We start from the raw sequence: 13,206 nt of genomic DNA on the forward strand, positions 1-13,206 counted from the left end.
GCTCTCAAGCCCGGCAAATACCCTGGATGTACCCTGATGAAAATAAGCTGGACGTGGTTCCACAAGCTGGGCTCCCCGAAATGGTTCTATGCCATCAGCGGCCGCATGCTGCCGTGGCTGGCCGGTGCTGCCGTGCTCCTGCTGCTGGTCGGCATCACCTGGGGCCTGGCCTTCGCCCCCCAGGACTACCAGCAAGGCAACAGCTTCCGCATCATCTATATCCATGTGCCGGCGGCGATGCTGGCGCAGTCCTGCTATGTGCTACTGGCGGTGGCCGGGGTGGTGGGGCTGGTGTGGAAGATGAAACTGGCCGACGTCGCCCTGCAATGTGCCGCGCCCATTGGCGCCTGGATGACCGCCGTGGCCCTGGTTACCGGCGCCATCTGGGGCAAGCCGACCTGGGGCAGCTGGTGGGTGTGGGATGCCCGCCTTACGTCCATGCTCATCCTGCTGTTCCTGTACTTCGGCATTATTGCGCTGGGCCAGGCGATCAGTAATCGTGACAGTGCAGCCAAGGCCTGTGCGGTGCTTGCGATTGTCGGTGTGGTGAATATCCCGATCATCAAGTATTCGGTGGAGTGGTGGAACACCCTGCACCAGGGGGCCACCTTCACCCTTACCGAAAAGCCGGCGATGCCGGCCGAAATGTGGCTGCCGCTGTTGTGCACGGCGCTGGGTTTCTACTGTTTCTTCGGCGCCGTACTGCTGCTGCGCATGCGCCTTGAAGTGCTCAAGCGCGAAGCACGCGCCAGTTGGGTCAGGGACGAAGTATTGAACAGCCTGGGGCGGAGGGCCACACAATGAGCTTTGCCACCTTCGGTGACTTTCTCGCCATGGGCCACCATGGCCTGTACGTGTGGTCGGCCTATGGCATCTGCCTGGCGGTGCTGGCGCTGAATGTCGGTGCGCCACTGCTGGCTCGTCGTCGCTATTTGCAAGAAGAGGCGCGCCGTTTGCGCCGGGAGAACAACCAGTGAATCCGCAGCGCAAGAAACGCCTGTTGCTCATCGTCGGCCTGCTGGTCGGCGTCGGGGTTGCCGTCGGCTTTGCCTTGAGCGCATTGCAGCAGAACATCAACCTGTTCTATACACCGACCCAGATCGCCAACGGCGAAGCCCCGCTGGACACGCGCATCCGCGCTGGCGGCATGGTGGAGAAAGGCTCGGTGCAGCGCTCGGCCGACTCGCTGGACGTGCGTTTCGTGGTAACCGACTTCAACAAGTCGGTACCCATCACCTACCGCGGCATCCTCCCCGACCTGTTCCGCGAAGGACAGGGCATCGTCGCCCTTGGCAAGCTCAATGCCGACGGTGTGGTGGTAGCCGATGAAGTGCTGGCCAAGCACGACGAGAAATACATGCCGCCCGAAGTCACCAAGGCCCTGAAGGAAAGCGGCCAGGCCGCTGCCGGCGGAGAGACGAAGCCATGAACGCAGCACTGGTAGTCCCCGAACTGGGCCAGTTGGCGATGATTCTGGCCATCTGCTTTGCCGTCGTACAGGCCAGTGTGCCGTTGCTTGGCGCGTGGCGTGGCGACAGCCTGTGGATGAGCCTGGCGCGGCCGGCAGCGTGGGGGCAGTTCGCCTTCCTGGCGTTTGCCTTTGCCTGCCTGACCCATGCCTTCATGACAGACAATTTCTCGGTCGCCTATGTGGCCAGCAACTCCAACAGCGCCTTGCCCTGGTACTACAAGTTCAGTGCGGTGTGGGGCGCCCATGAGGGTTCGTTGCTGCTTTGGGCGCTGATCCTCGGCGGCTGGACCTTTGCCGTGTCGGTGTTCTCCCGGCAGTTGCCGCAGGTGATGCTGGCCCGCGTGCTGGCGGTAATGGGCATGATCAGCGTGGGCTTCCTGAGCTTCCTGATCATTACTTCCAACCCGTTCCAGCGCCTGCTGCCGCAGGTGCCGACCGATGGCCGTGACCTCAACCCGCTGCTGCAGGACTTTGGCCTGATCGTTCACCCACCCATGCTCTACATGGGCTATGTGGGCTTCTCGGTGGCCTTCGCGTTCGCCATTGCCGCCTTGCTCGGCGGCCGGCTGGACGCTGCCTGGGCGCGCTGGTCGCGGCCGTGGACCATCGTCGCCTGGGCTTTCCTGGGTGTTGGCATCACCTTGGGGTCGTGGTGGGCCTACTACGAACTGGGCTGGGGTGGCTGGTGGTTCTGGGACCCGGTGGAAAACGCCTCGTTCATGCCTTGGCTGGTGGGCACCGCACTGATCCACTCGCTGGCGGTGACCGAGAAACGCGGGGTATTCAAGAGCTGGACGGTGCTGCTGGCAATTGCCGCATTCTCGCTGAGCCTGCTGGGTACCTTCCTGGTGCGTTCCGGGGTGCTGACCTCGGTGCACGCGTTTGCCGCCGACCCGTCGCGGGGTATTTTCATCCTGTTTTTCCTGCTGTTCGTGGTCGGCGGGTCGCTCACCCTGTTCGCCCTGCGCGCACCGGTGGTCAAGAGCCAGGTCGGTTTCGCCCTGTGGTCGCGTGAAACGCTGCTGCTGGCCAACAACCTGGTGCTGGTGGTCGCGGCGTCGATGATTCTGCTCGGTACCCTGTACCCATTGGTGCTCGATGCCCTGACCGGGGCCAAGCTGTCGGTCGGCCCGCCCTATTTCGACGCCTTGTTCCTGCCACTGATGGCGCTGCTGATGGTGGTGCTGAGCGTGGGCGTGGTGGTGCGCTGGAAGGACACCCCGGGCAAATGGTTGGTCAGCATGATGACCCCGGTATTGATCGGCAGTGCCATCCTTGCCCCGGTTGCCGGCTTTATCGTCGACGACTTCGACTGGCCGACGCTGACGGCCTTCGCCCTGGCCGCCTGGGTAGTGCTTGGCGGGCTGCGTGACATTTTCGACAAGACCCGCCACAAGGGCCTGGTCAAAGGCCTGCCGGGCCTGGGCCGCAGCTACTGGGGCATGCAACTGGCGCACCTGGGCCTGGCGGTGTGTGCGCTGGGCGTGGTGCTGTCCAGCAACAACAGCGCCGAGCGCGACCTGCGCATGGCGCCGGGCGAAAGCGTGGAGCTGGGTGGCTACCACTTCCTGTTCCAGGGCGCCAAGCACTTCGAGGGGCCGAACTTCATCTCTGACAAGGGCACCATCGTGGTCAGCCGCGATGGCCGTGAAGTGACCACACTGTACCCGGAGAAGCGCCTGTACACCGTGCAGCAGTCGATGATGACCGAAGCAGGTATCGACGCCGGCTTTACCCGCGACCTGTACGTCGCGCTTGGCGAGCCACTGGAGAATGGCGCCTGGGCTGTGCGCGTACATATTAAGCCTTACGTCCGCTGGATCTGGCTGGGCGGTCTGCTGACCGGCCTGGGCGGGTTGCTGGCGGCCCTCGACCGGCGCTACCGCGTCAAGGTCAAGACCCGGGTGCGTGATGTCCTGGGCGTGTCTGGAGCAGCTGCATGAAGCGTTGGATCATGGTAGTGCCCCTTGCAGTGTTCCTGCTGGTGGCGGTGTTCCTCTACAAGGGGCTTTTCCTCAAGCCCGACGAGCTGCCTTCGGCAATGATCGGCAAACCGTTCCCGGTGTTTTCCCTGGCGTCGACACAGGGGGACCGCACCCTGACTCAGGCCGACTTGCAGGGGCGCCCGGCACTGGTCAACGTGTGGGCCACCTGGTGCCCGTCGTGCAAGGTCGAGCACCCGTACCTGAACCAGCTGGCACAGCAGGGGGTGGTGATCCATGGGGTCAACTACAAGGATGACAACGCCGCCGCGCAGAAGTGGTTGGCCGAGTTCCACAACCCCTATCAGCTGGATATTCGTGACGAACAGGGCAGCCTGGGCCTGGACCTTGGGGTGTATGGGGCGCCGGAAACCTTCCTGATCGATGCCAAGGGCATCATCCGCTACAAGCACGTCGGCATCGTCGATGCCACGGTCTGGCGTGAACAGCTGGCGCCGTTGTACCAGGGCCTGATTGATGAGGCCAAGCCATGAGGCGTTGGCTGGCAGCTGCGGTGCTGGGCATGAGCCTGGCCGGTGTGGCCAAGGCGGCTATCGACACCTACCAGTTTCGCGACGAGGCAGAGCGCGAGCGTTACCAACAGTTGACCAAGGAACTGCGCTGCCCCAAGTGCCAGAACCAGGATATTGCCGACTCCAACGCGCCGATTGCTGCCGACCTGCGCCGAGAAATCTTCCGCATGCTTGGCGAAGGCCAGAGCAACCAGCAGATCATCGACTTCATGGTCGACCGCTATGGCGACTTCGTGCGCTACAAGCCGGCGCTCAGCGGGCGTACCTGGCTGCTGTGGTTTGGCCCGGGGATCTTGCTGGCCGGTGGCTTCGTGGTGCTGGCGGTGATCGTACGCCGGCGCCGTGCTACGGCCGTGCAGGGCGCCGATGAGTTGTCTGCCGAAGAACGCGAGCGTCTCGCCAAACTGCTGGAAAAAGAACAGACCCATGATTGAATTCTGGCTTAGCGCGGGCCTTCTGCTGCTCGCTGCCCTCAGCTTTTTGCTGCTCCCGATCTTGCGTGGCCGCCGTCGCCAGCAGGAAGAAGACCGCACGGCCTTGAACGTGGCCCTTTACCAGGAACGTGTCGCCGAGCTGGCGGCCCAACAAGCCGCCGGTGTGCTCGATGAGGCGCAGATGGCCAAGGGCCGGGACGAGGCTGCCCGCGAGCTGCTGGCCGATACCGAAGGCGCCGAGGCCCCGCGCCAGGGGCATTTGGGCAAGGCCCTGCCGCTGCTGGCTGCGGTACTGGTACCGCTGATGGCGCTGGGGCTGTACCTGCATTTTGGTGCGGCGGACAAGGTGGCGCTGACCCAGGAGTTTGCCGAGGCACCCAAGTCGATGGAGGAAATGACTACGCGCCTTGAACGCGTGGTGCAGGCCCAGCCGGATTCGGCCGAGGCCATGTATTTCCTTGGCCGGGCCTACATGGCCGAGCAGCGCCCGGCCGATGCCGCGCGTACGTTTGAACGGGCCGTGGCCTTGGCTGGTCGTCAGCCCGAGCTGCTGGGGCAGTGGGCGCAGTCGCTGTACTTTGCCGCCAACAAGCAGTGGAGCCCGCAATTGCAGGCGCTGACTGACGAAGCGCTGAAGGCGGACCCCAACGAGGTGACCAGCCTGGGCCTGCGCGGTATTGCTGCGTTTGAAGGCGAGCGTTATCAGGAAGCCATCGACTACTGGAAGCGCTTGCTGGCGCAGTTGCCAGAAGGTGATGCATCGCGAGCGGCCCTGCAGGGTGGTATCGACCGCGCCGCCGAGCGCCTGGGTGGGGTGCCAGCAGAGGCGACCGAGCCTGCACCTGTGGCGGCTCGCCTGAAAGTGCGGGTGGAACTGGCGGCTGCCTTGAAGGACAAGGTTCAGCCGGACGACACGGTGTTTATCTTCGCTCGCGCCAGCAATGGCCCGCCGATGCCACTGGCGGCCAAGCGGGTGACCGTGGCGCAGTTGCCGATCGAGGTGGAGTTGTCTGATGCTGATGCGATGATGCCGCAGATGAAACTGTCGCAGTATGCCGAAGTCCAACTGGTTGCACGTGTTTCACGCGCGGGTCAGCCTACCCAGGGTGAGTGGATTGGCCAGGGGGCGCCGTTGTCTAGCGCCACCCAGGCTACCCAGCGCCTGACTATCGACACTCCAGACCAGTAAGAGAGCAATGCCATGCACAGCACCGTCCGCCTGACCCTGATTACCCTGGCCCTGGGTTTGTCTGCGTGTACGGTGCATGAGCCGTACGAGCAGCCCGCGCCACCGATCGAGCGTGTGCCGCCGTCGGGGCCGGTGGTCAAGCCCTTGCCGGGCAGGCAGCCTGCCACTTCGCCGAGCAAGCCGGCGGCGATACCCAAGCCCATGCCGCGCACCTCGGCCAGCTTTGCGCCACCGCCTGGCGGGGCAAGTCACTGGGATCCCAAGCTGGGTGTATATGTGTTGGAGAAGCAGCCCAATACCTTCTACCGGCAGCGTACCTACTATCGGTTTGATAACGGCTGGAGCTGGTCGTTGAGCCCGAATGGGCCTTGGCAGGAAACTGACAGCAGTGGTGTACCCGGTGGGTTAGGGCGCGCGTTCGCGCAGTAACGCTGTTTCTGTATCTGCTTATTCTGCTTCTGCTTCTGCTTCTGCTTCTGCTTCTGCTTCTGCTTTTGCTTGTAAGCGCGCGGTAGTTCAGGCGACGCAGATTGCGACTTCAGGAGGCCGAGCGTAGGGCTTGCGAAGGGAGGTGACGGGCATGGATGCCCGTCAAGCGCTGAGGCCCCATGGATGGGGCCTGCAGCGCGTACTCCCGGGAGCAAGACCGTAGCGAGGGAACCCCGGAGCGTAGCGCAGGGGCCGGATGATAGGAGCCAGTGTACGGGTCACCCACATGGGTTACACAAAAGTTCACTCACATAGGTGACAACACCTTGAGTGTTACATAACCATCAGTGGCATCCCGCACATCGACTCTACCAAGGATGATGGGACCGAAAATAACATCCCAAATGCCATCTCCGACTTGCTCCAGCCCAATGGTCTGGTGCTTGAGCACGTAACCTACGTAGATCCTCAGGCCACGGCGGTTAATGATGCCGCAGCTATCCGCCGGTAAACTCTCGACATGGCTGGGGTAGGTCATCTCAGGAAGTTTTTCAGGGAATGGGCGTGGTGAGGGCTGGTAGCAAGACGCCGGTGTTTTCTGTTTCAGTGCTTCATGCAAGCGCTCGTAATTGTAGTGTTGTCGAAAGCGATCAAAATGCCGCTGTTGAGCTTCCCAGGCCACTGCCGGCGGTGATGGCAGCGTGCTTTTGAGTGTCCGATGCATGCGTTCGTGGCGGCCATTTTGCTCAGGCCTTCCAGGTGCAATGCGCTCAGGAATGATGCCTAGACGCAGCCACCAGATGGACAGCTGAGAAAGTCCTGCACGTCCTTTACTGGCAAACGGCACACCGTTATCGGTACGAATACGCTCAGGCAGGCCATTTTCCCGAAACACCTGGGTGAAAACGGCCTGCGTTTCCAGAAGGTTGGTATTAGGCATGCTGTGGCAGGCGAGCAGGAAGCGGCTGGCGTGATCCATGATCGTTAGTGGATAGCACCAGACGCCTGCGCCTGTCAGAAATTGGCCCTTGTAGTCAGCACTGAACAGCTGGTTAGGCGACTCTGCCTTCTCCAGTGGCTTGGGGTAGACCGCTACACGCTGACGTAAACGGCGTGGGTTGACCAACTCGGCCTTCTTGAGGATGTTGTAAATCGCTGTCTTAGAAGGCGGCGCCTGATCAGGGAAGCGCTCCTGCAGCGCAGCCTGGATCTTTTTCGGACCAGGTTCCGTTTCGCCTCGACTACGCAGTTCGATGATGGCTTCGCGAACTGCAGCGGGGACGACCCAGTTCTGCGTCAACCGGCGGCGGCTGCGTTCTTCCAGCCCCGAAGGCCCCTCTTTCTCATATCGCTCGACCCATTTGTAGCCGGTCTTACGGCTGATCTCGTAGGCCTGGCACAGGGCGCTGAAGCTGGGCGGCCCTTGCAGGTAATCCGCGATGAAAAGCATTTTCAGGTCCATAGGTTTCAGCTCTCGCCAAGGCATGGTCAGATCCTCGAAAACCGACCTTGCCAGTTAAAGACTGTTACCTATGTGCGTGAACTGATTTGTAACCTATGTGGGTGAGTCATACCGCCAGCGTTTTTTGGTTACTTTTTGTCGCGTTTGACAAAAAGTGACCCGCCGTAAGGGCGGAAAGGTGACTAAGCGCCACGTGCGCAAATGAATACCTACTCGATGTGAATGCCCACATCCAAGAAGCAAGAAGCAAGAAGCAAATTCGTCTGTTTTGACTCAGCGAACCGTCCGTTTGCGATGGCGACGCTGACTCACCTTTTCGCCCTTACGGCGAGTCACTTTTTGTCAAACGCGACAAAAAGTAACCAAAAAACGCTGCGCTCCCATCATCCGGCCCCTGCGCTGCGCTCCGGGGTTCCCTCTCTCCGGCCTCGCTCCCGGGAGGACCGCGCTGCAGGCCCCATCCTGGGGCCCAGCGCTTGACGGGCATCCATGCCCGTCACCTCCCTCCGCAAGGCCTGCGTTCGGCCTCCTGAAGTCGCGAAGATCAAGATCAAGATCAACAGCAACAGCAACAGCAACAGCAACAGCAGCAGCACAGTACAGTTTTGCCTTGTTATTTCCATTGACTGTACCGGCCGGTGACTCCGCATAATGACGCCTCGAATTCACCCGGAGGTGGCATGAGCAAGACAGTCCTGGTACTGGTGGAAACCGTCGACGATTACCTGCCCATGCTGGAGCAGGCCGGTTACCACCTGATCCGTGCCCCTTCGCCGCAACTGCGCGCCGATGCCATTCATCGCCACGCCGAAGAAATCGATGCGGTCCTCACCCGTGGGCCGCTGGGGTTATCCGCCGCCGAAATTGACGCATTACCCAGATTGCAGATCATCTGCGTGATCGGTGCCGGCTACGAGCAGGTCGACCTGGCCGCCGCCGCTGCCCGCGGCATAACCGTCACCAATGGCGCAGGGGCCAATGCCGCGGCCGTCGCCGACCACACCCTGGCCCTGCTGCTGGCGCTGCTGCGTGACATCCCCCGTGCCGATGCCAGCACGCGGCGCGGTGAATGGAACCGGGTTATCAGCCCCTCGGTGAGTGGCAAGCGCCTGGGCATTCTCGGCCTCGGCGCAGTAGGGCTGGCGATCGCCAAGCGGGCCCACTTGGGCTTCGACATGCACGTCAGCTACCACAGCCGCACAGCACGCCAGGGGGTGCCCTATGCCTGGTACGACAGCCCCCGACACTTGGCTGAAGCCGTCGACATCCTGGTGGTGGCCACCCCCGGTGGCGCCAGCACCCGGCATCTGGTCGATGCCCACGTCCTTCAGGCCCTGGGCGCTGAAGGCTATCTGGTGAACATCGCCCGTGCCAGCGTGGTCGACACGCAGGCCCTGATTGCCGTATTGCAGCGTGGCCAGCTGGCTGGCGCCGCGCTGGATGTTTTCGATGACGAGCCAGCAGTGCCCGATGCACTCAAGGCCTTGCCCAACACTGTGCTCACACCCCACGTGGCTGGCCAATCGCCAGAAGCCGCGCGCGACACGGTGGCCTTGGTGCTGCGCAACCTGCAGGCGTTCTTTGCCGGTGAGCCAGTTTTGACCCCGGTACGCCCGTAGCCCTTTTCCAGATATCTGCCTGGCAGCGCCCAGGTAACAAGGAGTGTGTGCATGCAACTCGAAATCTTCCAGGTCGATGCCTTTTCAACTGAACCGTTCGGTGGCAACCCGGCCGCAGTGATCCCGCTGGAAAGCTGGCTGCCGGACGATGTGCTGCAGCGCATCGCTGAAGAAAACAACCTGTCAGAAACAGCCTACTTCGTGCGCAAAGGCGAAACGTTCGACCTGCGTTGGTTCACCCCCACCGTGGAAGTCGACCTGTGCGGCCATGCTACCTTGGCCTCGGCTTACGTGCTGTTCGAGCAACTGGGTGAGCAGGCGCAAGTACTGCGCTTCAACACCCGCAGTGGCGAGCTGCGTGTCAGCCGCGGCACTGATGGCCTGCTGGCCATGGACTTCCCGGCCAAACAACCCGTAGCGGTGGACACGCCGGCGGGCCTGCTGCAGGCGCTGGGCTTGAGCCAGGCGAAGGCGGTGTACCGTAGCGACGATTATGTGGTGGTGATCGATGACGCCATGCTGCTCGAAACGTTGAAACCCGACTTTGTTGCGCTGTCGGCCTTCGACGTCCGTGGCATTGCCGTGACCGCGGCAGGGCGTGGCTTTGACTTCGTCACCCGCTGGTTCGGCCCGCGGGTTGGTGTGAATGAAGACCCGGTAACCGGCTCGGCACACACCTCGCTGGCGCCGTTATGGGCCCAAAGGCTGGGCAAGAACGTGCTGAGCTGCGAGCAGGGCGGGGCACGCAAAGGGCAGTTGCAGTGCGAAGTGCCGGGCAATGGCCGCGTAATCATCAGTGGGCGGGCGGCGTTGTACCTGCGTGGTACTGCGTACATCTAGCCGTGAGTGCGATGCCCTGTAGCAGACAGCCAGCCCTTTTGGGCTGCGCTGTCTCGCAGAGTACAAAAGCAGCAAGCAAGCTGCTTTCGCGGCGGGCTTCTATAATTGCAGGCCCATCTTTGCATTCGAGGAGCCACCCATGGCCCTGGAAACACAAGGCACCTGCCTGTGCGGCGACACGCGGCTGACGGTCACCGTCGACAATACCCATATCAGCGCTTGTCATTGCAGCATGTGCCGCAAGTGGACCGGCGGCCCGCTGCTGGTGGTGCACTGCAGCAAGCCTCCGCTGATCGAAGGGCGTGCGCCCAGCGTCTATGATTCGTCCGACTGGGCCCAGCGTGCTTTCTGTGGCCGCTGTGGTACGCACCTGTACTACCGGCTCAAGGCCAACGACTTCCATGCCGTGCCGGTCGGCCTGCTCGATGGCGACCAAGCCTGGGATTTCGACCTGCAGATCTTCGTCGAACAGAAGCCCGCGTGGTACTGCTTCGCCAATCAAACCAAGGAGCTGTCCGGTCAAGAGGTGTTCGAGCAGAACAGCTGATTCAACGTCATGTCTGTACGGAGGCATTCCGTCGGCGAATGCCTCCGGACATTTCTGCGTGAACTTGCCAAACCGGTGCATTCCTGAGAAAAGGGCGGTTTTGTTTTTCAGCGTTTGGAGTGTACCCGTGAGCCAAGAACTGCAGATCATCGACCTGGTCGAGGGTGACGGCAAAGCCGCCGTCAAAGGTGCCCTGATCACCACCCAGTACACCGGCTGGCTGGCCGATGGCAGCGAGTTCGACTCGTCCTGGTCGCGCGGTAAGCCGTTCCAGTGCGTGATCGGTACCGGCAGGGTAATCAAAGGCTGGGATCAAGGCCTGATGGGCATGCGCGTAGGTGGCAAGCGCAAGCTGCTGGTACCGGCGCACCTGGGGTATGGCGAACGCAGCGTGGGGGCGATCCCGCCGAATTCGGACCTGACCTTCGAGATTGAACTGCTGGAAGTGCTCACGCGGGATGATTGAGTGGGCACGTTGCAACCCGAGGTTCTTGCACCTTACACAATTGCGCAACACCCAGCCCCTAATCTAGGCCTTGCCTAGGGAACGGCATCCACCTCCAGGGAGGAACCAAACGGGTTCGGGGCACTCTGACCCTGACGCGTTGCCAGGGATGGCATTCACTACACGGGCGCCCTGCAACTGGCCGGGCGATGTGGCGGGTAAACCCGATTTTCTCTGCCACACGAGCCTGCCTTGATGAAGTTGCCAACATTCTTCCGTCGTCGCCGCCACTTGCTGCTGAGCCTGGTGCTCACAGCCGTCGCCGTACCATTGGCGCTGGAGGCTGTCGAAAGCCGGGCACGACCGGTGGATGGCACCCAGACCCTGGTGTTTCTGCGTCATGGCGAGAAGCCGGGCGAGGGGCTCGGGCAGTTGAACTGCCAGGGCCTCAACCGTGCGCTGGACCTGGCCACTGTACTGCCCGAGCGCTTCGGCAAGGCCGACTATGTGTTTGCGGCCAACCCCACGCGGCATGTCGAGGAAGGCAGCCGGGATGAAAGCTACAGCTACATCCGCCCATTGATGACCATCACCCCCAGTGCCATCCGCCTCGGCTTACCGGTGAATATCGACTACGGCGCCAACGACACCGCTGAACTGGCCGATGAGTTGTTGAGCAACAAATACCGCAATGCGACCATCTATACCGCCTGGTCCCACGGCTACCTGCCGGAACTGATCAACACGGTGGCCGGCAAGGCCCTGGGGGAGGAGCGGGTGATCACCGAGGACTGGAGCGGCGAAGACTTCGACACCCTCTACGTACTGACCCTGACCTGGCACGATGGCAAGGCCAGTCTGCTGAGCCGCAATGTGCGCCAGGGCCTGAATGACGGTGCGCATAGCTGCCCGACCTGATCCGCTGGTACTGTTTGGCAAGGAAGCCGGAACAGGGATGAGCGATGAAGCAGCGGGTAACGGTGATCGGTGGCGGAGTGGTGGGCCTGGCGACGGCCTACGCGCTGGTTCGGGAAGGGTGGTCGGTTGATCTGATCGAGGCCCGCGACAGCCTGGCGTCGGCCACCAGCTTTGCCAATGGCGGGCAATTGTCTTATCGCTATGTGGCGCCGCTGGCTGATGCCGGGGTGCCGTGGCAGGCGCTGGGCTGGCTGTTGCAGGGCGAGTCGCCATTGCGCTTGCGCTTGCGCATGGACCCGGCCCAGTGGCGCTGGCTGCTGGCATTCACCCTGGCTTGCAGGCGTAGCGTCAATCGCCGTAATGCCGGGCACTTGCTTGAGCTGGCGCTGTACAGCCAGGCCGTTTTGGCGCAGTGGCGCGAACACCAGAACCTGGGGGATTTCGCCTGGCGGCGCAATGGCAAGCTGGTGGCTTTTCGCAGTGAACGGGCCTTTGCCCAAGGCCGGGAACAGTTGACGGACCCGGCCAGTCAGCAGGTGCTGGCGGCTGCCGAGCTGCGCGGGCTGGAGCCTGCCCTGGATGGCGCACCGTTTGTGGGGGGCGTGTTCACGGCGGGCGAAGAGGTTGGCGATTGCCACGTGTTTTGCTTGCGGCTGGAGGCGCTGTTGCGCGCGTCGGGCCAGTGCCGTTTCCTGCTTGGCCGGCCAGTGACGCAATTGGTTCAGCGCCAGGGCCAGGTCGTGGCACTGCAACTGGGCGATCAGCAGCGGGACGTGGAGCAGTTGGTACTGTGTGCCGGGCATCGCGGCCCAGGCTTGGCATTACCGGGGGTGCAGATACCGGTTTACCCGCTGAAGGGCTACAGCCTGACCGCACCGATCAGCGCCGGGCACCTGCCCCCGGAGGTGAGCCTTACCGACTATGAGCGCAAGATCGTCTATGCACGCCTGGGGCAGCAGCTGCGGGTAGCGGCGATGGTGGACATTGTCGGCTTCGACGAGTCGGTGGACATGCGCCGTTTGCAGAGCATGCGGCGGCTGGCGCTGGAGACGCTGCCGAGGGCGGCGGATTATGGCCAGGCGGTGGAGTGGGCGGGGATGCGACCAGCGACACCTACCGGGGTGCCGATCATAGGTGGGACGGTGTACCGCAACCTGTGGCTGAACCTGGGGCATGGGGCGTTGGGGTTCACCTTGGCCTGTGGCAGTGCGCAGCGTTTGGCCAGGATGATGCGTTAAGCGGGCCGGCCTCTTCGCGGCTAAAGCCGCTCCTACGAGGACCCCACGGTATTCAGGCTGGTGGTGGTTCTGTAGGCGCGGCATCAGCCGCGAAGAGGC

The 13,206-nt window shown here is 62.5% G+C and carries 15 protein-coding genes; 14 read left to right on the plus strand and 1 reads right to left on the minus strand.

Annotated elements, in window-relative coordinates:
- Positions 1-36: 36 nt before the first annotated feature.
- The 8 genes from ACZ889_RS11695 to ACZ889_RS11730 are packed head-to-tail and all read left to right on the plus strand — an operon-like array spanning position 37 to position 6,038.
- A complete protein-coding gene (locus ACZ889_RS11695; protein ID WP_012051654.1) occupies positions 37-804 on the plus strand; it encodes a heme ABC transporter permease in 768 nt (255 codons plus the stop codon).
- Positions 801-977 (plus strand): heme exporter protein CcmD, encoded by a 177-nt coding sequence (gene ccmD, locus ACZ889_RS11700; protein WP_003254380.1) that lies wholly within the window; start codon positions 801-803, stop codon positions 975-977. Before ACZ889_RS11695 ends, ccmD begins: the two co-directional genes overlap by 4 nt.
- The gene (gene ccmE / locus ACZ889_RS11705; protein WP_003254379.1) at positions 974-1,429 is read left to right on the plus strand and encodes a cytochrome c maturation protein CcmE; all 456 of its coding nucleotides are present in this window, start codon (positions 974-976) and stop codon (positions 1,427-1,429) included. The genes ccmD and ccmE overlap by 4 nt, the downstream gene beginning before the upstream one ends.
- Positions 1,426-3,414: a heme lyase CcmF/NrfE family subunit gene (locus ACZ889_RS11710; protein WP_003254378.1), complete on the plus strand. Its 1,989-nt coding sequence runs from the start codon at positions 1,426-1,428 to the stop codon at positions 3,412-3,414. Before ccmE ends, ACZ889_RS11710 begins: the two co-directional genes overlap by 4 nt.
- Positions 3,411-3,947: a DsbE family thiol:disulfide interchange protein gene (locus ACZ889_RS11715; RefSeq protein WP_003254377.1), complete on the plus strand. Its 537-nt coding sequence runs from the start codon at positions 3,411-3,413 to the stop codon at positions 3,945-3,947. The genes ACZ889_RS11710 and ACZ889_RS11715 overlap by 4 nt, the downstream gene beginning before the upstream one ends.
- Positions 3,944-4,420, plus strand: coding sequence for a cytochrome c-type biogenesis protein (locus ACZ889_RS11720; RefSeq protein ID WP_003254376.1), 477 nt, complete (start codon positions 3,944-3,946; stop codon positions 4,418-4,420). The genes ACZ889_RS11715 and ACZ889_RS11720 overlap by 4 nt, the downstream gene beginning before the upstream one ends.
- Complete coding sequence (gene ccmI, locus ACZ889_RS11725) at positions 4,413-5,609, plus strand: c-type cytochrome biogenesis protein CcmI (RefSeq protein ID WP_476257390.1); 1,197 nt, start codon at positions 4,413-4,415, stop codon at positions 5,607-5,609. The genes ACZ889_RS11720 and ccmI overlap by 8 nt, the downstream gene beginning before the upstream one ends.
- A gap of 12 nt (positions 5,610-5,621) precedes the next feature.
- The gene (locus tag ACZ889_RS11730; RefSeq protein ID WP_003254373.1) at positions 5,622-6,038 is read left to right on the plus strand and encodes a hypothetical protein; all 417 of its coding nucleotides are present in this window, start codon (positions 5,622-5,624) and stop codon (positions 6,036-6,038) included.
- Between the two features lie 307 nt (positions 6,039-6,345).
- On the opposite strand, the gene ACZ889_RS11735 is transcribed toward ACZ889_RS11730, so the two are convergent.
- A complete protein-coding gene (locus ACZ889_RS11735; RefSeq protein WP_012053106.1) occupies positions 6,346-7,524 on the minus strand; it encodes an integrase core domain-containing protein in 1,179 nt (392 codons plus the stop codon).
- A 656-nt stretch (positions 7,525-8,180) separates the two neighbouring features.
- Between ACZ889_RS11735 and ACZ889_RS11740 the strand changes: the two genes are divergently transcribed.
- The 6 genes from ACZ889_RS11740 to ACZ889_RS11765 all read left to right on the plus strand — a co-directional run bounded on the left by ACZ889_RS11740 (position 8,181) and on the right by ACZ889_RS11765 (position 13,107).
- Positions 8,181-9,119, plus strand: coding sequence for a 2-hydroxyacid dehydrogenase (locus ACZ889_RS11740; RefSeq protein ID WP_476257391.1), 939 nt, complete (start codon positions 8,181-8,183; stop codon positions 9,117-9,119).
- Positions 9,120-9,170: 51 nt separating this feature from the next.
- Positions 9,171-9,959: a PhzF family phenazine biosynthesis protein gene (locus ACZ889_RS11745; RefSeq protein ID WP_476257392.1), complete on the plus strand. Its 789-nt coding sequence runs from the start codon at positions 9,171-9,173 to the stop codon at positions 9,957-9,959.
- A gap of 139 nt (positions 9,960-10,098) precedes the next feature.
- Positions 10,099-10,506 carry a GFA family protein gene (locus ACZ889_RS11750; protein WP_161775440.1) on the plus strand — a complete coding sequence of 136 codons (408 nt, stop codon included), beginning with the start codon at positions 10,099-10,101 and terminating at the stop codon, positions 10,504-10,506.
- A gap of 127 nt (positions 10,507-10,633) precedes the next feature.
- Complete coding sequence (locus ACZ889_RS11755) at positions 10,634-10,972, plus strand: FKBP-type peptidyl-prolyl cis-trans isomerase (protein ID WP_003254365.1); 339 nt, start codon at positions 10,634-10,636, stop codon at positions 10,970-10,972.
- Positions 10,973-11,206: 234 nt separating this feature from the next.
- Positions 11,207-11,869, plus strand: coding sequence for a hypothetical protein (locus tag ACZ889_RS11760; protein WP_012051663.1), 663 nt, complete (start codon positions 11,207-11,209; stop codon positions 11,867-11,869).
- 44 nt (positions 11,870-11,913) lie between these two features.
- Entirely contained in the window at positions 11,914-13,107 is a 1,194-nt protein-coding gene (locus ACZ889_RS11765) for a D-amino acid dehydrogenase (protein ID WP_476257393.1), read from the plus strand.
- Positions 13,108-13,206: the final 99 nt, after the last annotated feature.

The sequence above is a fragment of the Pseudomonas sp. TE3895 genome, from assembly GCF_056278855.1.

Excerpts from the sequence above, each read along its gene's own strand:
- ccmI (WP_476257390.1), top strand. The coding sequence starts at position 4,413 with ATGATTGAATTCTGGCTTAGCGCGGGCCTTCTGCTGCTCGCTGCCCTC.
- ACZ889_RS11720 (WP_003254376.1), top strand. The coding sequence starts at position 3,944 with ATGAGGCGTTGGCTGGCAGCTGCGGTGCTGGGCATGAGCCTGGCCGGT.
- ACZ889_RS11710 (WP_003254378.1), top strand. The coding sequence starts at position 1,426 with ATGAACGCAGCACTGGTAGTCCCCGAACTGGGCCAGTTGGCGATGATT.
- ACZ889_RS11740 (WP_476257391.1), top strand. The coding sequence starts at position 8,181 with ATGAGCAAGACAGTCCTGGTACTGGTGGAAACCGTCGACGATTACCTG.
- ccmD (WP_003254380.1), top strand. The coding sequence starts at position 801 with ATGAGCTTTGCCACCTTCGGTGACTTTCTCGCCATGGGCCACCATGGC.
- ACZ889_RS11765 (WP_476257393.1), top strand. The coding sequence starts at position 11,914 with ATGAAGCAGCGGGTAACGGTGATCGGTGGCGGAGTGGTGGGCCTGGCG.
- ACZ889_RS11730 (WP_003254373.1), top strand. The coding sequence starts at position 5,622 with ATGCACAGCACCGTCCGCCTGACCCTGATTACCCTGGCCCTGGGTTTG.
- ACZ889_RS11750 (WP_161775440.1), top strand. The coding sequence starts at position 10,099 with ATGGCCCTGGAAACACAAGGCACCTGCCTGTGCGGCGACACGCGGCTG.
- ACZ889_RS11760 (WP_012051663.1), top strand. The coding sequence starts at position 11,207 with ATGAAGTTGCCAACATTCTTCCGTCGTCGCCGCCACTTGCTGCTGAGC.
- ACZ889_RS11715 (WP_003254377.1), top strand. The coding sequence starts at position 3,411 with ATGAAGCGTTGGATCATGGTAGTGCCCCTTGCAGTGTTCCTGCTGGTG.
- ACZ889_RS11695 (WP_012051654.1), top strand. The coding sequence starts at position 37 with ATGAAAATAAGCTGGACGTGGTTCCACAAGCTGGGCTCCCCGAAATGG.
- ACZ889_RS11745 (WP_476257392.1), top strand. The coding sequence starts at position 9,171 with ATGCAACTCGAAATCTTCCAGGTCGATGCCTTTTCAACTGAACCGTTC.
- ACZ889_RS11735 (WP_012053106.1), bottom strand. The coding sequence starts at position 7,524 with ATGCCTTGGCGAGAGCTGAAACCTATGGACCTGAAAATGCTTTTCATC.